Source organism: Paenibacillus sp. sgz302191 (genome assembly GCF_057749925.1).
In genome coordinates this window covers 192032-212880 of record NZ_JBYLHY010000011.1, presented here as the reverse complement: position 1 = coordinate 212880, position 20849 = coordinate 192032, and the positions used below count along the sequence as shown (strand labels likewise).

Annotated in this window: 11 protein-coding genes; 2 read left to right on the top strand and 9 right to left on the bottom strand. The window is 52.1% G+C overall.

What is annotated here, in order from left to right:
• Position 1: 1 nt before the first annotated feature.
• The 7 genes from fabD to AC3G2T_RS17760 form a co-directional block, all read right to left on the bottom strand.
• On the bottom strand, positions 2-1267 hold the full coding sequence (fabD, locus tag AC3G2T_RS17790) for an ACP S-malonyltransferase (protein WP_488436388.1): 1266 nt from the start codon (positions 1265-1267) through the stop codon (positions 2-4).
• Positions 1268-1381: 114 nt separating this feature from the next.
• Positions 1382-2428 (bottom strand): MupA/Atu3671 family FMN-dependent luciferase-like monooxygenase, encoded by a 1047-nt coding sequence (locus AC3G2T_RS17785; protein ID WP_488436387.1) that lies wholly within the window; start codon positions 2426-2428, stop codon positions 1382-1384.
• On the bottom strand, positions 2425-6189 hold the full coding sequence (locus AC3G2T_RS17780; protein WP_488436386.1) for a non-ribosomal peptide synthetase: 3765 nt from the start codon (positions 6187-6189) through the stop codon (positions 2425-2427). Before AC3G2T_RS17780 ends, AC3G2T_RS17785 begins: the two co-directional genes overlap by 4 nt.
• Before the next feature lie 17 nt (positions 6190-6206).
• A complete protein-coding gene (locus AC3G2T_RS17775; protein ID WP_488436385.1) occupies positions 6207-9323 on the bottom strand; it encodes a cyclic peptide export ABC transporter in 3117 nt (1038 codons plus the stop codon).
• Positions 9320-10573 (bottom strand): macrolide family glycosyltransferase, encoded by a 1254-nt coding sequence (locus AC3G2T_RS17770; RefSeq protein ID WP_488436384.1) that lies wholly within the window; start codon positions 10571-10573, stop codon positions 9320-9322. Before AC3G2T_RS17770 ends, AC3G2T_RS17775 begins: the two co-directional genes overlap by 4 nt.
• A 42-nt stretch (positions 10574-10615) precedes the next feature.
• Entirely contained in the window at positions 10616-12082 is a 1467-nt protein-coding gene (locus AC3G2T_RS17765) for a SagB family peptide dehydrogenase (RefSeq protein ID WP_488436383.1), read from the bottom strand.
• Positions 12083-12165: 83 nt separating this feature from the next.
• Positions 12166-16674 carry an amino acid adenylation domain-containing protein gene (locus tag AC3G2T_RS17760; protein WP_488436382.1) on the bottom strand — a complete coding sequence of 1503 codons (4509 nt, stop codon included), beginning with the start codon at positions 16672-16674 and terminating at the stop codon, positions 12166-12168.
• Positions 16675-16984: 310 nt separating this feature from the next.
• Here AC3G2T_RS17760 and AC3G2T_RS17755 point away from each other — a divergent pair, with 310 nt between their 5' ends.
• Positions 16985-18547, top strand: a complete 1563-nt coding sequence (locus AC3G2T_RS17755; RefSeq protein WP_474681177.1) for a cysteine peptidase family C39 domain-containing protein — start codon at positions 16985-16987, stop codon at positions 18545-18547.
• A gap of 107 nt (positions 18548-18654) precedes the next feature.
• The gene (locus AC3G2T_RS17750) at positions 18655-19137 is read left to right on the top strand and encodes a hypothetical protein (RefSeq protein ID WP_488436381.1); all 483 of its coding nucleotides are present in this window, start codon (positions 18655-18657) and stop codon (positions 19135-19137) included.
• A gap of 355 nt (positions 19138-19492) precedes the next feature.
• Here AC3G2T_RS17750 and AC3G2T_RS17745 read toward each other — a convergent pair whose 3' ends face one another.
• Positions 19493-20008 (bottom strand): hypothetical protein, encoded by a 516-nt coding sequence (locus AC3G2T_RS17745; protein ID WP_474681180.1) that lies wholly within the window; start codon positions 20006-20008, stop codon positions 19493-19495.
• A 482-nt stretch (positions 20009-20490) separates the two neighbouring features.
• Positions 20491-20841 (bottom strand): hypothetical protein, encoded by a 351-nt coding sequence (locus AC3G2T_RS17740; RefSeq protein ID WP_474681182.1) that lies wholly within the window; start codon positions 20839-20841, stop codon positions 20491-20493.
• Positions 20842-20849: the final 8 nt, after the last annotated feature.

Sequence of the window (20849 nt, the reverse complement as noted above, 5' to 3'; positions counted from 1 at the left end):
GCTAAGCGCTGTAGAAGTGCGCAAACTGCTCTCGCGTACCCGTATCTTCCACAATTTCGCGGAACCGTTCCCTTTGTTCGGCTTCGGAAACCCCTTTCGTATCCATAATCAGCTTCAGCATTCGCAGCGCTTCATTCATTTGCCCAAAATCGGGGCTACTCCCGTTCTTGTCCAGCTGCTCCTGCATCGATTGAATGTTCCGGTAAGGCTCAACAACCCCCCGGCGGTATGCATCGTCATCCCAATTCGTATTGCGCGTGCTCACCGCTGCCGTCAGGCATTTTGTGACTACGTTGTTGACGGTGTTTCTTTGCGCTTGCTCCCGCAATTCCGGCTCCAGCCCTTTGCGGACTTCTTCCAGATTTTCCAATTTTTCGAAAGGGTAGCCTATCATTTGCGGATCATTCTTCTTCGCCAGGTTGGCCAGCACTCTTTTCGGTCCGAGCTCAATCGCCTTCTCGACGCCATTGCGGCTGAGATACCGCATCGTCGCGTCCCATCTGACCGGCGATATCATTTGCGCGACCAAATTCCGCACGATCTCATCCGGCTCCGAATAAGGCTCCCCTGTCACATTGGACAAAACAGGCCAGCGGAACGGGCCGAAGGCACAGCGGTTCAGCTCGTTTTCCAGCTTTGCCGCCGCAGGCGCCATAAGCGGACTGTGAAAAGGCGCGCTGACGTTCAAGTAAGAAAGCCTTCCGCCTTGCGCCTCCAATCTTTGTGCGGCCGTCCGCACCGCCTCCGCATGCCCGGAAATAACGATTTGGTCCGGCGCGTTGTAATTCGAAACGACAACCTCCCCGCCGTGACCGGATGCGCGCTCGCACTCCGCATGAATCGTCTCTTTGCCGATTCCCATCACGGCGCACATCGCCCCGATCCCTTCCGCCGCCGCTTCCTGCATAAACCGTCCTCTCGCCCGGACAAGGGTCACGGCATCCGCGAAGCGGATAGCGCCGGCGCACGCGAGCGCCGAAAATTCGCCCAGACTATGCCCTGCGGCATAAACAGGCGATATTCCAATTTCCTCCATAAATACCTTGTACGCCGCCACACTGACCGTCAGCAAAGCAGGCTGCGTATACTCCGTCCGCGACAATTGCTCGAGGCTGCCCTCAAAGCACAGCTTGCTCAAACTTTCGTTCAACGTATCGTCAGCCTCTTGAAAAACTTGCCTCGCCGACGCGTATTCGTCGTAAAGCTCTTTGCCCATACCTGCATATTGCGAGCCTTGCCCTGGAAACAGGAAAGCCAATTTTCGCATGAATACCGCTCCTTTCCATCCAATCCGTCATCCATGAGTCAGTCCGACGGAGTTACTTTTGTGCATACCTTCTACGTGATTCACCGGACTGACTCCTGGGAGTCTGTCCTTGCTTCACGAACCGTAACGCCGTCTTAACCGGTCCACCTGCTCCAAACTTTCTAGAATATCGGCGTGCCGCAGCCCAAAATCAACGAGGCAGGCAATTTCGTTAACGCCGATGGAAGCCATGGCGTCCACCGTCCGGGCGCATGACTCCGGGCTGCCGAAGAGCGCGCATTCTTTCCAATATCGCTCGAACGCCATGGAAGCCAGCAACCGGCGGTGCGCATCGGTAATTTGCTCGGGGCTTATGCCCAGCTCTTTCCGGATCATATCCGCATCGTACATCTCGGTATGCCGCATCAAATATTGAATCATCGGCTCGCGGACCGTCTCCCTGACCCTCTGGACATCCTCGCCCATAAATGTGTGCAGCATAAGCGTGACGACCCCGTCCGAGGCATGTCCGAATTTCCTCCGCTCGCTGCGGTAAATGGCGATATTCTCCTGAAGCGTGGCGATGTCGATGGCATACAGTGCGGTTAAAATGTTGGCCCCGATCTCGCCCGCTTTTCTCCAAGTTTCTTTCGTTCTTGCCGTCGTTATCCAGATGTCGAGCTTGCGCTGTTTGGGCTCGGGATAAATCTGATTAATGACATGCTCGGTGTCGCCGGAAGGGAACGTCACGGGCTCCCCCCGCCAAAGCCGCTGCAAAATATCGATCCGCTCGAACATAATCTCTTTGCGGATTTCGAAATGATCGGGCGCCAGCACGTATTCTTTGGGATGCCACCCGTAAGTCACGGAAATGTCGACCCTGCCGTTCGACAAATTGTCAACGACAGACCAATCTTCGGCAACGCGAATCGGGTGGTGAAAAGGAAGCGAGATGCTCCCGGCCCGGATTCGGATCCGCTCGGTTCTGACGGCGATGGCGGCGCTGAGGACGGACGGATTCGGAAACAGGCCGCCGAAACGATGGAAATGCCGCTCCGGAGTCCAGATGGCTGCAAACCCGCGCTCATCGGCAAATTGGGCGATTTCCAAAAGAGAGCCGTATTTGTGCCCGGCATTTTCCTCGCTGTCCGACGAAAAAAAGAAGATGCTGAACGCCGTCATGAATAGACCCTGCTCTGAGACAATTGTGTGAGCAATCGGCCATAGGAACGGAAAAGAGTGTTCATCTTTTCTTTATCGAGCCTTTTGCCGTTAAACTTACCCACAAAAGAGATCCGCTTCCCGTCGCCGTCCCCTTCGATGCCGAGCGCAATATCGTACACTTCCAGCAACCGGTCAACCTCCCCTGGCCCGGCGTCTTTGTAAACGAACGGCAGCACCGCATCTTTCGGTTTGCTCGTCACGTCCAAAGCGAGTCCGTCCCTTCCGTTAAACCGGTACGCTTCCAGGCTCCCGGAACCGCTCCTCGCGCCGTTTACGAACCGGAACAGCTCCTGAAAGCCTTGCAGTTCCGCCAAATCAATCCGCACCGGCAGCACGTCCCCGCCGTCCTCCGACAAACAATGCAGCGTTGCGGTCTTGCTTCCGCTGATTTCGGTAAAAAGATAGCCGTACATGGACACCAGCACGTCAACCAATTCGACATTGCTCTCGGCGGCCAATTGCCGGAGCGATTCCGGCAGTCCGTTTTGCAGATGAAACCGGACGACCCCGACCCCGCTTGCGTGCGGCTGATGCGCGAAATAAGCGGCAGGCAGCGGCTGATAGCCCGCAACGGCCGGCCGTTCGGACAGCGGAGCCCTGTCCTTCGCATCCACCCAACCGGCCAGCTTGGAAATGGTGGACTGTGAAAATAAATCCGCAATGTTCGTCCCCCAGGCGTACTCTTTTTCCAGCTTGGCGTGCATGTGCATCAGCAAAATCGAATTCCCCCCGATATCGAAGAAATTGTCATGAAGGCCCACGCTGTCCGACTGCAAAATTTCTTTCCATACCGCCATAATTTTATGTTCGGTTTCGCTGGCGAACTGCTCTTCCAAAACGCCGGCGTTCAACCTTTCCTTGGACCGCATGAGCGCTTTTTTGTCGATTTTGTCATTGCCCGTCCGCGGAACTTCATCGATCTTATAGTAATAGGAAGGGAGCATATAATGAGGAAGACGCCCGCTCAAATACTCCCTCAACGCATAGCTTTCGATCTCGTCCGCCGGCTTGATGTAAGCGGCGATGCACTTCGTTCCGCTCGCGTCGTCAATCGGCAAAACGACCGCCTCGCCGACGGCTTTATGCCCCAGCAGCGCATGCTCGATTTCCCGCGGATCGATCCGGTAGCCCCGTATTTTGACCTGCTCGTCGTTTCTGCCGACAAACCGGATACGGCCGTCCGGCTGCCAAACCCCGATATCGCCCGTCCGGTACATGCGGGTTCCGGGATCGAAAGGGTTCGCGACGAAGGCCCGCTCCGTCAATTCCGGGTTGTTCAAATACCCTCTGCTTACGCCGCTGCCGGCAATGCAAATTTCCCCCGGTATGCCGATGGGCATTAACCGGTTTCCTTCATCCAAAACGTATACGTTATAACCCGTAATCGGCGAGCCGATGGGAATGTTTTTCACCATTTGGGTACCGCATTTGTAATAGGTTGCGCAAACCGTAGATTCCGTTGGCCCGTAAGAATTGTATACATTCGCATACTTCACGAGATTGGAAAAATGCTCAAATTTAAATACGTCCCCTCCGCTGATGAAAGTATGAACGCTCGCCAGCCGCTCCCGCTTGTTCAATTCGTTCAAAAGCAGCGGCTGAACCGTCACGACGCTAATGGCGTGCTCCTCGATAAGCGCTGTCAGCCGATCGATATCGATAACGTCCATCCGGTTGGCGATGACGATCGTTCCCCCGCTTAGCAATGCGGGATACGCTTCCTCTACGAAATGATCGAAGGAGCATGAAGCTTGCTGGAGGACGACATCGCCAGCCGTCAGGCCAAATTCGTCCTGAAACGCTTGCACGTAGCTCAGCAAATTCCGATGCTCCGCCATGACGCCCTTCGGATTGCCGGTCGAGCCGGACGTGTAAATGACGTAAGCGAGATGCTCCGAAACGTTGACATTCTCCAAATCGGCGCTATCGCCGGTGTGCAAAAGATCGTCGTCCGCATGGATGACCGTTCCTGCAAAAGCGAGCCCATCCGCCGCCCCCTTGCGCGTCAAAACAATACCCGCAGCGCTGTCGCGCAAAATATAAGCAATTCTTTCGGCCGCAAACGTATGATCGATCGGAATATACGCGCCTCCCGCCTTCAGCACGCCGAGCATGGCGACGATGAAATCAGCCGACCGTTCCATCAGCAGGGCGACGAGACCGTCGGGCGCCATGCCCGCTTCCCTAAGCCGCCTGGCCACTCTGTTGGCCATTTCGTTAATTTCCCTGTAGCTGTATTGGTTCCCCTCGCAAATAACCGCAATATGGTCCGGCGTTTGGCGGGCTTGCTGTTCAAACATTTGATGAATAAGCTCAGGGCCATGCTTCCGGATTGGGCGGTTAAAATCGCTGAGCATTTGATGCCGCTCCCGCTCCGTGACGATCCCGATGTCGCTGACCTGCACGTCCGGGCGGCGGATCATTTGCCGCAGCACTTCCTTGAAATGCCCGGCGATTCGTTCCATCGCATCCTTGGAAAAGCCGCTCGTATGATAGGCGAACTCGATCTCCCACTCGCCGAAAGTTTGGATGCCAAGCGTCAAAGCGTAATGCGTCGTTTCATGCATGCTGTAGCCGTCAACCTTAAGGTAACAGCCTTGCTTCGCGCTGCTGTCCAGCGGATAGTTTTCGATCACGACGATCGAATCGAAATAATCGTCCTTCCCCGTCATCCCGCTGTACCGCCCGATATCCGGCAAAGGGGTGTTTTCGAACCGTTCTCTCTTTTTCAGCATGCCGTCGACAGATCGGATCAGTTCCTCCGCACGTCCGCCATCGGGGAAATGAACCCTCAAAGGGATCGTATTGATAAAAAGCCCCACCATCTCGTCCACCCGATCGACATCCGGCACCCGGCCCGACACGGTCGTTCCGAAAACGATATCGCCGGACCGATTGTATTTGTGCAGCAGGACGGCCCAAGCGCTGTACAGCAGTGCCGCCGGCGTAATTTGGCGGCTCGCCGCAAATTCGGTCATGGCGCTTACTTCCGAAGCCGTGAACGCCGCCGTATGGCTCGCGGCCTGGCCGGGCTCCGTTTCCGAACGGTCCTCCAGAACGTGCGGCAAGGAAGTGCGGTCCGCAGCATCCTTCAGGCACTCGCTCCAAAACACTTGCTGCTCGCGCTTGTCCTGGCCCTGATGCCATTTGATAAACTCCTTGAATTTCGTTTTCCGAGGTTTTACAGGCTCTTGGCCCGAATGGAACGCGTCGTAGGCGGCCATAAATTCCTGCAAAATAATGCCGTTGCTCCAGCCGTCATACACCAAATGATGCCAGGTGACGATCATTTCGGAGCGTACATCGTCAAGCTTGCACCATGTAATTCGAAAAGGCCGCGTTTCCAGATCGATCTGCGTCCGCCTGTCCCGCTCCCCGATTTCCCGGGCCAGCCTTTCCCGGTCTTCGGCAGGGTAGGAGGACACATCGTACGTCATCATCGGAACTTCGATTGCGGCCAGCACAATTTGCACGGGATGCTCAAGCTTTTTCCATCTGAATACCGTCCGCAGCATTTCATTCGTCTCTATGACGTAGTTCCATGCTTTTGTCAGTGACTGCAGGCACATTTCGCCGGAAAGCCGCAAAGTCAGCTGCTGGAAATAGAAACCGTTCTCTTCGCTGCTCAAATAGTGATAGAGCATTCCTTCCTGGGTAGACGTCAAGGCCAGCACGTCTTCTATATTTCTTTTGTCCAATTTATTCGCGTCCGTTGCCATCAATGCTCCCACCCTCTTCACGAATTCATGGCCGTATCCATGGCGGCCGCCGCAAAACTGCGTCTTTCGCGCTTCATGACTTTCCCCGTCTCCATCTTGACGATCTGATCGGCCATGCCGAAAAACCGGTCGTCATGCGTAATCGCAATGACGCATTTTCCTCTGCCCGTCAGTTCCGGCAGCAGCGTGTCATAAAAAAACTGCCTGAACTCAGGGTCCTGATCGGCCGCCCATTCGTCGAACAAATAGATCGGGCGATCCTCCAAATAGCTGACCAGCAGCGCTAACCGTTTCCTTTGCCCGGCGGAAAGCCGGAGCGTGCTCCATTCGCCGTCCTGGATGCGGACCTTGTCGTGCAAACCCAACACGTTCAAATACGTTTCGACGTCGCCCGTTTTTGCTTCCCAATCGATGCCATACAGCTTCGCGAACAGATGAAAATCGCTAAAAACCGCAGCATAATGCTGTCCCAGCCGCTGCGTATCGATGCCTGTCCCGTTCACCCGGACTTCGCCGCTGTCAGGCGCATACAAGCCGGAAATAAGCTTGGCCAGCGTCGACTTTCCGCTGCCGTTCCCGCCGGTTATGAACGTAATTTCGCCTGAACGGAACGCCAAATCGATGGGCCCGACCTTGAAGGTCTCGCCTTCCTCGTTCGTATACTGGTAGACGACGTTTACCAGCTCCAGCTCCGCGAAAGGTGCCGGCTGCGGCTCCGCCAAACGGGCGGTCTGCTCCCCGCCTGCGGCATCGAGCTGCCGGGAAAGCTCGTTAATTCTGCCCCAGCTGATTTTCACCCGGAACAAATTCGGAATCGTGCCCAAAATGCCGTGAATAGGCCCGGTCATATACAGCAGCACGAAAACATAAGTCCGAATCGACGTATCTTTTAAATCGGGAAACAGCACAGGGAACAGGAAAGCGATCACACCGACGACAAAAGAAAACAGCAGCTCTCCGATCACGTTCACATTGGCAAACTTCATATCGCCCTGAATGCGCTTTTGCCTGTACGTAGAAGAGCTGGCGATCATATCGCGTTTGAAGTCCTCCCGTTTGCCGTTATGGATGCTCAATTCCTTGAACCCGGCGATTAAATCGTTAATAAAGGTAAAAAAGACATTTTGAATGTCCCGCGTCTGTTCCCACAGCTTGCCCGCCTGTTTGCCCATCCAAAAATGGAGCCCGGCGGCGAGTACGATGACGAGCACCGAAACGAGCAATCCGTACACGCTGATCGTACCCATGTAGACAAAACAGCAAGTCAGCGTAACGAGACTTGTTGCGCCGGTAATAACGATGTTGGAAAAATCGCTTATCGTCTCCGTGTCGTTGTTGAGCGCCGCCTGGATTTTTCCGTATTCCAGCTTTTCGACTTTTTGATAGGACGTATTCAAAATTTTTCGAATCAAATCCGTTCGCTTCTGGTACACCATGTTGTTGGCCATATGGATCAAACGGCTTCTGACCAGCCTTTGCCCGCACACATAGACGGCGATGCCGACGAGCAAATACAGCAGCAGGCCGCTCTGAAACTTCTCATTGTCGCGGTTCAGCGCCTCATTGACCACAAATATAATCATCGCATTGCCAAAACCGCTCGCCATGCTGAGCACGATCATCACGAAAATCGGCTTTTCGCCGGGCTTCGGGAAAAACTGCGTGAGCATAAAATACAGGCTGAACAGCAAGACAGCCGCAAACACTGCAACAACGGCGGCGCCAAGCGTAGAAGGCGCCCACACTTGAATGAAATTCCAGTTGAGCCCGTAGTAAATCACATCAGGGATGCGGTACAGGCAATAAGCGAAAGTGGCCATAAAAACAAGAAACGTCAGGAAGACGAGCGTAACACCGGCCGCGTTTCCGGTAAACCTCCGTTGTTTTCCGAGCGCCTGCCGGGCGAAAACGGACATCAACCATAGGGTCAAAGCGATGATCGGAAAAGAGATGAAGAGCACAGCCGACGCTATGCTATCCATACTTTTGTACATATCGTTCGCCGGCTTCGGCAGCTTTTTGTTTTGGATGATGTTCATCACGCCCTGCCCGATCGTCTGCGTGTAGGAGGAGTTCAGATTGGCCATGACGGCCACGCCGACGCCGTCCTGCGGCCTGAAAACGATATACGACGAGAAATTCGGATTGTTTCCGCCGTGCGACAGCTCGCCCGATCCGCTCTGGTAAACCGACCAGCCCGAAGCGTAGGAAGAGCCGTCGTCGCTGGGCGTGACCGTCTTGTCCGGCAGATGGGACTTCTCGATCAGCCTGCGGTCGAAGCCGCCCGGAACCGCCGTTTCCAGCTGAATTTTCAGCCATTTTGCCATGTCCAGCCCATTGGTGATGACGTACCCCGCCGGAACGTTGCCCCTGTATGCGGGAGCGTCATAGGCCGCCGCCCGAAACAGCGCGAATTTGTATCCCTGCGCCAAATCGCCGGAATTGGCACCCGCTTTGAACATCACCGTATGATTCATGCCAAGCGGCTTTAAAATATGTTCGGCCATATAAGATTCGTAGGACTGGCCCGACACTTCCTGAACGATTAGCCCCAGCACGTCATAGTTGATGGTGGCATAGACGTATTTGTCGCCGGGAGGGAAATCCAGTTCCTGCCCGACCAGCGTTTTCACTGTTTGTTCCAGCCCGTCTTCGGCGTCCGACTTCGGAATGTCTCCGATCGTTTTGAACGGAATGCCGCTCGTGTGGTGCAGGAGCTGGCTTAAGGAAATGTCCGCCGGAGTCCCTTTTTCTTTCATGTGAAACCACGGCAAATACCGGCTTACAGGGTCTTCGAGATGCAATAGCCCTTGAGCTTCAAGCTGAAAAACTGCGAGCGCCGTAAACGCTTTGCTTGTGGAGCCAAGCTCGAACAAGGTATCCGGCGTGACGGATTTCCCGGTGGCTTTGTCGGCATAACCGAAGCCTTTGTTATAAACCGTTTCGGAGCCGTTCACGATCACTACGGAAAGACCGGGTATTTGCGACCGCTTCATATTGCTTTGAATATAAGCTTCGATTTCGCTTGTTCGATCCGCTGTGAGCAGCGGTGAGGCTGAAGCGGAAGCGGCAGAGGCAAACCACTGCAAGATGAGGAACGTCAGCGTCAGCAGAGGCATCAGCGCTCTTTTCATCGATTCGCAACCTTTTCCTTTTCGCGTTTGACGAAAGCGAATATATCATCCGCCAACTGTTCCAATCCGCCTGTAGACGCAAGTGACCGCTTTATGTTCAGACAGTTGTCGCGATAAGCCGGGTTTGTCAAAACGCGGTCGACCGCTTCCGCCAGCCCGGCGGCTCCGATCTCCTTGTCCTTCATGAAAATGCCTGTTCCCGCCCTTTCCACCGCGATAGCGCCCATAAATTGGTCGAAGCTTTGCGGAATGACGACTGTGGGAACTTCAAAGCATAAGCTTTCATGGATGCTGTTGGCGCCGCCATGCGTGACGAAAACGTCCGCGCGCTTTAAAATTTCCAACTGAGGAACGTAAGGGTATACGAGAAAATTGTCCGGAATCGGCCCCAACCGCTCCAATCCGACCTCATGCCCGACCGACATCACGACCTGATAATCCGTTCCCCCAAAAGCCTTGATGCAGGTTTCGTAAAAATCCGCCACCGCATTGAAAATAGTGCCGAAAGCGATATAAACCAGCGTTCTACCGTCAAGCGCCTCGTAAGGGAAATCGGCTGTTTCCTTTCTCGGATATATGGAATACCCGGCAAACAAGTAGCTGTCGTCGAACGCTTCGGGATAAATTTGAAACTGTTTCGACGTAAACAAGATGTTTAGCTGCTCCTTGCTGCAAAAAATATCGTTAACGACATTGATATGTTTCAAACCGTACTTCAAAGCTACGATTTTCGACAGCTTTTCCGTTATTTTCCGGTATACGTCGACTTCTCCTTTATGCTTTTTGTAGAGAGGATCGTCTCCGGCTCTTAGTACGTTTTCCATGAAAAAGGCGGGATCGATAGCGGCCATCTCGTCGATAAAAGCAAAATTGGCGAACAGCGAAATGCCGGGAACGCCGAGCATCTGCGCAATTTCTCTCCCCCAGTAGCAAAAAGCGTCATGAATAATATAATCGGGCTTTAATTGCCGAACCTCTTCCCCGAAAGCATCGATCACCGCCCGGCTTCTGCTCAAAATGAAATCGGCCGTCACCAGAAAAGCCTCGATGCCTCCGCCGTCATAGGTTCCGAAACCAATGCCGCCCTTGTAGCTTTTGAAAACGGCTCCGGTATGCTCGATCGTATCGCGAAACTTTTCATCCGTGTAATAAATGACCTCTTCCCCCCGCTCAACCAGCTTGCTGATGAATCCGAGCGTTGGATTGACATGACCGTGCATATCCACACTGAAGAAAACGACCCTCGACATAATCATCCTCCAGACTTCTTTCGGCGTATTTGGATTGGTCGGCTACTGCAGCCCGTTTCCGGGTTTATTAAGAACGTACCGGTCAAGTTTCCGGATCGAGGCCGAGTTCGGGTCGCCCTTGCCCCATGCGCCGGCATACATGATTTGCGATTGATGCGGCAATTGCAAAAGCTCTCTCACCTCTTCGTCGTAATAGCCCCCGATCGCGGAGTAGGCCAAATGAAGCTCCTGGGATTTCAAATACATCAGCTGCCCCAAAATGCCGTCGGCAATGGCTCTTTGCTGAAATAACGCCAAGTCGCTCTCATCCGCCTGGGAAACATCCATGACGAAAAAAAACAGAATCGAGCAATTATGCACCAACGCTTGCCCCAAGCAAAGATTGGCAAACACCTGCCTGAAATCCCCCGCTTCGATCATTCTCAGTTGACCGTCAAAATGGTAAATACCTGGCAGCATGTCCTCAACGGCATGGACAACCATATAAAAGGATGAATAAATGTTCAACTGATGAATAAAATCAAGCATCCGCCAAAAATGGTCCCGCGAAATGTCCGCAAGCGCGTAGGCCGGACTGGATCTCCGCTCGATCAAAAGCCGCAGAACTTGATTATAATCGTCCCATTCGGCCGGCAGCGCATGGCGGGCCAGCCATCCTTCCGAAGGTTCGCGTACGGAACGGCTTACCTTGGCTTGAAAATCGGCGATGGGCTTCCAGTCGAACAAATTCTCTTCTTTATCTTCCGAAGAAGGGATGGTGTGATCGGCAAATGCAGCATGCTCGTTCAGAATCGCCAAAGCCGAAACACTGCCGCTTTCTTCGCTTAACGGGTGGCGAACCGCAATAACGGCAACCGGTTCTTCATGGTCGTCCAATTGAAGCAGAGACTTGATATCTTTGGACTTTGTTATCGTATATACGGAATGATCCAGACCCAATGCATGCAGAATCAGCTGAAAATTAGCGACCGCATGCCCGGAATCGATCAGGCTGAAATGGTAGCCTTTATGCGAATATTTCCAGCAAGTTCGCCATGGAACAATGGAAAGGACAAAATAAAAGTCCGCATTATGGTCCTGCTCCAACAATGTGGAGCAAAGCAGGTCCGCAGCATCCGCTCCGGGCATTTTGTAGAGCAGCGTCTGCAGCGCGCTGTAATAATAAATGCCGGGTTCAAACCCGTCCATGCTGCGGATGACTACATACACTTCAACCGGGTAGCACCCTCCGGCAGACGGATACGACCATAAAAGCTCCGGCTGATGGCCGTAAAACTTGACGGCGGTCGTTCCGAACGAAGGGAGCAAGATGCGCTCCAGCATCCTCGTGCCGGACAACGGCGCCGACCTAAAAGACTCTTCCGTATAAATCGATGTCTTTAATCTGACATATGGACCGCTAACCTTTTTGAATCGTTCGGGTCGGCTGCTCGTTTCAAATCGGCTCCCGGCATATTCCCTGCCTCTGCAAATTTGAAAGATGGACAAATGATTCACCGGATTACTCATTGGATTTATCATCCTGTTTATCCCCACGCTTTACCGTAAATTTGTCTTCGTTTCCAGCAACTTTCCCAACGGGCAAGATAATCTCAGAAATACAATCCTTCAAGCGACTCCTGGGATAAAGCGATCGTTTCAAAATCGGACGGCGTAAACTCCACCTCGTTTTTTTCGCAGCAATGGCGGATGAGCGCTTTTACATGACTCGCGTATGTTTGCACAAACCCGTTAATTGTCTCCGCTTTAAACAGATTGCGGCTGTAAGTTACCGACACATGCAGCTTCCGCTTCACCACCATGACGTTCATATCCAGAAGCGAAGTGAGGCGGTTATCCATGCTGCATTCAGCGCCGGAAGGTTCATCCGCAATTGAAAATAAATCGTTGTCGAAAGTCGCGTCAAAATCGCCTAAGTAATTAAACCTGATCCGCTTTTGCCCGCCGTTGTCCTTAATGCTTTCTGTCAAGCAGGCGAGCACGCCGAATCCGACGCCTTTCCGGGGAATTTTCCTCAGATGTTCCTTGGTGCGCTTGATCCGATCGGGCATAAGCTCAGCAGATACCTGGAAGAGTTTAACCGGATACAGGCTTGTAAACCATCCGACCGTTCTTGACAAATCCAGCGGTGCCGCGAACGGTTCCCGGCCGTGGCCTTCCAGCTCGATCACGACTTCGTCCATTTGGAAAACGTCGAAAATAGCGGCGCCGAGAGCGCTGATAAGCAGGTCCTTCGCGTCGGTGCCGTAGGCGGCATTGGCCTGGCCGAGCAATCGGCCGGTCTCCTCCTCCGCCAAATGCTCGATAACCGTCTCTGAACTTGCCACCGTATCTTCCCCGAGCGCAAAATCAACGCGAACCGCCGCATCGACCTCGAGGACGGACTCCCAATACGCTCGCTCGTTCTCGATGATTTCCGCATGGTTCCATAAGTATTCGGCCCAACTTTGTACGGAGGCTGTCTTCAAGGGCAGCGGTTCCGTTTGTTTCATGACGAATTGCCGGTGAAGGCTGACCAGATCTTCCAGCAAAATGGTCCACGACACCGCATCGACGATCAGATGGTGAGCCGTCAGCAGCAGCCTTGTGCCGTTCGTCCCAAGATCGAACAGACAGGCTTTCAGCAGTGCTCCCCGATGCATGTCCATCGATGCTTTCAACGACTGTCCCAGCAGGCGCATTTGCAATTTTTGCTCTTCATAGCTGTAATCGGCCAAATGAAACACTTCGACCCGGCACTTCTCCGCCCGGCTGTTGTAAAACAACGCCTCGGTATCGGCGCTTACATGTATTCTCAGAGCATCATGATGCTCGATCAGGTCATCCATCAACCGCTCAAGATCGCTTGCATCGATAGGCTGCTTCAAATTCAGCAATAACGATTGGTTATAATAATGCCGGTCGGCAAATTGTTGGGCGAAAAACCACGAGCCGATAGGCGTCGACCGAATGCCGCCTTCGCACCGCCGCTGATCGGCCATATCGGCCGCAGCGGATTTGCTTACGCGCCTTACCATGTCCCCGATCACAGGGTTGGACAAGATGTCCGCGACTTTGATGCCGTACCCGCCGCTTTTCATCCTCGAAGCGACCTGGATCGCTTTGATCGAATCGCCGCCAAGATGATAAAAATTGTCGGCAAAACCGATATCGCCGGCTTGCAGCACATCGCGCAAAATGCCGACCAGTCCCGCTTCCGCCTCATCCCGGAAAATATCGGCCGCAAGCCCGGTCTGCTGCCGTTTCTCCGGCTCGGGCAGCATGTCCCGGTTGACCTTCCCGTTCTTGTTTAGCGGAATTTCATTCATCACGATGAAATGGGCAGGCACCATATACGCCGGCAGCCTGTCCGCCAAATACGTTCGCCATTCTGCTGACGAAGCGCCGCTTTGGCCGACCACATACGCGCAAAGATACGGGCTTCCGTCTTCATGCCGCCGGTCGATGACAACGGCTTCCCGGATCGCGTCGTGCTCGCACAAATGCCGCTCAATCTCGCCCAATTCGATGCGGTAGCCGCGAATTTTCACCTGATGGTCGACCCGGCCCGCATACTCGATCTTCCCGCCCTCCAAAAACCGGGCAAGATCCCCTGTCCGGTACATCTTCCTGCCTTTTGCGAAAGGGTTCGGAATAAATTTGTCCCTCGTCAAATCTTCCCGGTTCATGTACCCCCTTGCCATTCCGTCCCCTGAAATGTACAGTTCTCCGATCACGTGCACAGGCACGGGATTCAAATTGGGATCAAGAATATAAATTTGCACATTGTCGGCCGGAACTCCGATCGGAACCGAGACGTTCTGGTCGTGTTCTGCGTCGAAAGCATGAATCATGCATCCGACAACCGTCTCCGTGGGGCCGTATTCGTTGTAAAGCTCAATTCGTCCTCCGAAGCTTTCCTCAATTTGCCTGGCCAAGCTTGTTCTTAAATCTTCCCCCCCGATAATAAAACGTTTGACGGATGAATCCTGGTGGTTCAGCTCCCTTAGCAAAGATAAATGCGCCGGCGTCAGCTTGACGACCGTAGCTTTGTTTTCCTTCATAATCCGAAAAAGCACGTATTCGTCTCCGTCGTCGCCGTAAACCATGATGCAGCCTCCGGAAATCAAAGGCGTGAAAATCGAAGTTACCGTAAGATCGAAGGCAAGGGACGAATACAAAGGGAATATTTCGATCTCCTGCTTTACATACATGTTCTTGGCCCACCAAATGTAATTGACCAAGCCCCGGTGCTCGATCATGACCCCTTTGGGCGTTCCGGTCGAACCCGACGTATAGATGACGTAGACCAAATCGCCGGGACCGCTCTCCGCTTCCGGATCGGATGAATCGCCCCGATACAGGCCGGGGTCGTTCAGGTCTATGACCTCTCCCTTCATCAGGGCGCGTTCCCTTATATCCATGTTCGCGAGCAGCAGGCTGCAGCCCGAGTTTTCGAGCATATAGGCAATTCTGCCGTCCGGGTAAGCGGCATCAATCGGCAAGTAAGCTCCGCCCGCCTTCAAAATCCCCAAGATGCCGATCACCGTCTCGATGGAATGGCGGGTCAATAACCCGACAACCGTTTCCCGGCCCACGCCCCGGGCGGACAGGCGCCTCGCCAATTGATTCGCCTTTACGTTCAGCTCCCGGTAGGTGAGCTCTTCCCGCTCGTGGCGGATGGCGATCCGCTCCGGCGTTCGCGCCGCCTGCTCTTCGAAAAGCCGGTGAATCGTCTTGCCGCGCGGATACTCGGCCCCGGTATCGTTGAACTCCGCAATCTGCTTGCTTTTCTCAGCCTCGGACAACAAGGAGAGCCTGGCGATCCGCTCGCCGGGATTGCAAATGATTTGCTCGACGAGTATGTTCAGCCGATCGTACAAATCCTCAATCTGCCGTTCCGTATACGCTTGAAGCTTGTAATCGATCTCGAGCAGCAAAGCTCCCGATTCGGCCCAATCCTTGACGACCAACTGCAGCGCATACAGCTGGTTTCCGTTATACAGCTCTTCCACTTTCGCTGGAGAGCCGTCCCACGAGGTTGCGACTTTGGTGTTGTAATAGTTCACACAAGTGCCGAATAAGCCGTCGCCCCCTCTTTTATTTAATTCGAGATCCTGAACGAGAAGGTCGTACGGATATTTTTGGTTATAGTAGCATTCCGTCAATTGCTGGTGGATACGGACAAGCGCCTCCAGAACCGGGCTCGAATCGTCAAACGTATACCGGAAAGGCATCGTGCTTGTAAACATCCCTGCGGTTCGCTTCTCCTTTTGCCCCGAACGGTTGAATACGGGCACTCCGATGACAAGATCGGTTTGCCCCGCAGTCTTGTTCATATACAGCATGTACAGGAAAATGAATATTGTGTTGACCGAGCATTTCGCGCTGGCCGCAAGCTCTTTGATTTGCAAAGAACGAACGGGATCCAATTCGTATGTTTTCCTTTTTCCCGCCGTGGAACCGTAACCATGATTCGTCAAAATGTCGGGAAGAACGCTGAACTTGTCCAGCCAAAACCGCCTGTTTTTCTGAAATCTTTCGGATTGGATATACCGTTCCTCCTGCCGGGCATATTCCAGATAGGCGGGCGCCGGTTCAAGCTCGGCCGGTTGTCCGTTCAGAAGCGTCATATAACAATCGTAAATCTGATCGATGACCAAATTGCTAGACCATCCGTCGGAAACGATATGGTGGAATTTTACAAGAAATCCGTTGTCCTGGTCGGAAATTTTGAACATCGGAAACCGGCAAAGCCTTTCCCGCTCCAAAACGAACGGCGTTTGCGCTTCCCTTTCCAGCCACTGCCGGAATTCCCGCTCAGGATCGTCATAGACGGAAAAATCGATGAAATCCGGTGCTTCGGCATCGCTTTCGTCCACATATTGACGCGGTTCTCCGTCGATTTCCACGACTCTGATGCGAAGCGCTTCATGCCTCGCGATTTGCAGGCGTATCGCCTTTTCCAGGAGGCTGAAATCGACGGGCCCATTGATTCTTACCGAACCGGCGATGTTGTACAGCGACGTGTCCGGGTATATCTTTTCGGTATACCATATTCGCTTCTGAGGGTGAGTCAAAGAATAACATTTCGGATGATCGGGTCGAAATACGTCGAACATCAAACAGTCCTCCTATTCCTCGACTTGATATGGCGAACATCGGGGCTGCTGCTCTTGGATGAAAAAGCTGTAAAAGGAGTCGTTTGCATGCACATGGAGGCAATTGTTGCGGTAACTTGCAGATCGTACTGCAGAGGTAAAAATTAACGCGCGTTAATTTCCAATTAAAGGGTTATTTTTTCTTTATCTTAACTTGCGGATTTCAAGCTTGTCAAGATAACTATACAACAAATAAAATTTAGTCTAATATGAATGTAAGTATATGGAAGTCCCTCGAAACCAAAATACGGGAAAGGTTGGAGATGCGTGCATGAAATTGCTTGAACTCGAACCGCTAAAAAGCGATGGAGGGGATTGTTTTGATGATGTCATCGTAACCATGAACGGCTGGTATCGGCGCGGATATCAGCTGATGTACGCGGACGCGTTGAAATTTTATTTCGACCCGGATCGACCGGACCAGACCATCGGAACCCGGATGCAGACGAATTTCAGCAATGCTTTGGATTTGCTCCAACATTTTCACGGATATAACATCGAGGTATACCACAATATTTCCCCGACCGACGGCTTAGCCCTCTTCAAAGAACAGCTATCCCAAAATAATCCGATCGGTCTTATTATCGATACTTTCTACAGTCCCTGGGATAATAATTACCAAAAAATCCATTACTTTACGCATGTGATGCTCGTAGCCGGCATTGACGCCGAAACCGGCGATCTGTTATGCGTCGACCCTTTTTTCGTTAAAAAGAATATGCGGCTGCCGCGCGATCATTACATGGACGGGTTTATTTCCTGCATGACGATGGAGCCTTCCGGCTCCGGTATGCCGGGTAAAAACCAGGTGCTGGCAAGCCTGCGGACCAAACTGCTGGAGTATTTGGACATCGCGCCGGCCAGCTTTGAGGCGTGGGCGGAAACGTTCCGCTCCATCGATTTTGCGAAAGAGTCGCAAAATAACGACTTTATGGCGGGCCCGCTTAATTCGAAATTGAACACGCTGGTCACCGGCCGGTTCAACTATGTCAAAACGCTTGATTACATTTCAACCCTGTATGGACTGCCGCAGCTAAGCGACTTTTCCCGGGAAATGAAACTGCTTGCCAACAAGTGGAGCACGATTCGCGGCCTGATCGCCAAGCTGAACTATATGCCTTTACATCTTTTGGATGACAAAATGAAAGACAATGTGATTGGCCGAATACGGACGAACGCCGAAACCGAAGTAGGACTCGTCGAACGGCTGATTGCTGAATTGGAGCCTTCCAAAATTCAAAATCAGGCTTTCGTTTCCGCCTTTCCCGCCCCGCTGTCTGCGGATGACACCGTTCAGAAGATCGAGCATGTGCAGCTGCAGCAGTTGTTCGACACCCGCGGGTTCGACAATGAAAGCGGAACCGCCGATTACGATACCAACGGGTTTAGCTACGCGAGAGCCGGCATTCCCGTAAGCCATGAGCTGCACGTTGCGGACATGTCCTTTGCTTTCCGCGCCCTGCTCGATGACTCCTTCGATAATTTGTCTTGCATGGGCCAGTCGGTTCCGCTTCAAGCAGACCGGTATCGCGGAATCATGGTGCTCGGAAGCAGCCAATTCGGCAGCTGTCTGGATACGCTCACCGTCATATACGAGGACGGCACAACCGACCAAGTGCCGCTCGGATTTTCCGATTGGTGGAACCCGATTCACGTAAACGGGGAAGTCATCGCCCTGGAGGCGAGTACCATGAACAACAAGTCGGGCTTGCTGCCCAGCAAGGTGTATCTGTATGCGGCCAAAACCAGGCTGAACAGTACCAAAACCGCCACGGGCCTAATTCTCCCGATCATGCCCAATCTTCACATTTTCGGTATTTCCATGTGGAAATAAAGCAGCTGTTCAGCCCTAGCAAAAAGAAGCCCCCGAACTCCGCTTTTACGGCGCGTTCGGGCGGCTTCTTCCAAGCTGTTTATAACAATGACAGCAGGGCATTGTGAATGAGTTCCTGCCTGAAACCCGGTGGCCAGCAAAGCTTCGCCGGCCACTTTGACGGGCAGTTTTCCGGGGCGATTTTCGATTTTTTAAAAAGCAAAATGGGCATCAGCATCGCCTACGCCATAACCGAAATCTGCGCGCTGAATAGGTCCAAAGAAATGGATCGGAATGCCATTGACGTGCTCGGCGAAGAGATCGTTTTACTGAAGCAGCTCCACTTTGACGACACCGACAGGCCGGTTTTCTATTCTCTGGACTATTTGAAAAACAGCGTTTTCAACTGTTCATCAAACGCGAGTAGTCCCGCTCGGGCAAAATGGAAACGGAGCCAGGGTTTAGAACCCGCTCCGTTTTATTTTATCGCGCTGCACGCTCCCATGCCGCCCGAACCGCTCATTTCCAAGCTTTGGCTTCTATATGTTTTTTCTTCGGAAACATCTTTTTCAGCAAACCCTTCTTCTGCTTCTCATCCAGAATCTGCTTAACGCCGCGGATCAGCACCCTATACCTCATCTCATCGTCATGACTCATCGTCTGCAGCTGGCTAAAAAATTTATCGTCCATTTTAAGCACCTCTCCAATTCGGCCATTGAATTAATCCGATCGGCCTATTATTTTATAGTCCTTTTTGACTACATTATAACATCCGATTCTCACAAAAATCTCACAAAATGTGCTTTTTTGTCAGGACAAAATAAAAAAAGAGGGGACTGCCGCTCTATTGCCTGCCGCGGCTTAAGATCCATTACTTTGAAATTGCGAGTCGTACTCCTCTCAACGTTCAAGAAAAAGGACAGCCTGACCGCTTCATCAGCGGCTCGACTGTCCTTTTTCTTGTTTTTATTTCTGTTCTTGCTGAGTCCGATCCTCGAAAGCAACCCGATTGACCTCGGCAAAGCGCTGCAGCTTCTTTGCAATGACAGCGACATCGAAAAGGTTCATACGCTTCGAGTAAACCCACCGCGTTTTATTCTCCAGTTCAATGGACACAGACCCCGGCTTGTAAACAATTTGTTTAATATTCGATGCTTCGAGGATGAGTTCTCTCGAATATCCTCTCTTCGCCAGATTGGTCTTGCCTATTTTCAAATAGGGGCGGCGAACGAAATACATCAACAAAGCTACGAATAAGTATCCGCATATCGTAACTATATACATGCCGTTCTGGTCGGCCTTCGTGTACGTAGCCAGCAGAAACACGAAAATAATTACGAACAATAAAGGAAGCAAAAGGCTGCGGCCTTTAAATACTTGAGGCTTGTCAGGATCGGAAATAGGGGATATCCCTTGCTTCGACCTCAGCACATTGGCCTTCTTCGCATTTTTACTTACCATTCTTTCCCACTTGCGCGACATGAACGTACCTCCCAGTATGCTGCTCTTTGTAAGGACCTGCAGAGCTTATCCTTATTTCACTGGAAAGTCGCCCATTTGTCAAGCTAACTATGAGGCAAATGATTGTACGCCCGTATCCATAGGGGATCTGCGGCCTGCGCATACACTAATCTGACGACTAATTTTCCAAACTCCCATCCCCTGCAAATGCTCCGGAATACGATGGCACCAAACAGATGGCCGAAGAACGGAAGAAGGGAAGCAGCGTTTCGTAGCATCGGCCATTCAGGGAGAGATCAACAGGTCAATCATGGTCGTATCTGACCATAATCGACCTGTTCAACGTAACGGAAAACCGTTATATAGGTGATAAAATTCAAGCATTTATATGCGTACTAACGAAATGACGAAATCTTCATGCGGGCATTACATAGGTTAAGTTTGTTATTGGTTGAATGTTGGGTTCATTCGGCACTGGGTAGCCCGCCCACCACTGTTATTAATTAATTCATGCTTTCTGCAATTCTTTCCACAATTTCTTTATCCCAATCATCAAGATCAGCCATTAATTCCTCATATTTGCATTTCGATTCAGGAGTATCAATAGCCAAAAGTGCCGCTATGCTGTAATGCCCTATGGTGTCGATTCCAAAGAGTTTATTTACATTCGGGTCTCGAAATTTGCTGATGTAAGAAAGTTTAGAAATAATCTCTTCGTTACACAATTTTCTGCTGACAATCTGACTTATAGCACTTACTAAAACCTGATTATGATGAATATCTAAACACTTGATAATTTCAAGATCGTTTAATTTGCCTTCTCTTATTTCCTTCGATAAACTTAAAGGTTTCACTCTTCATC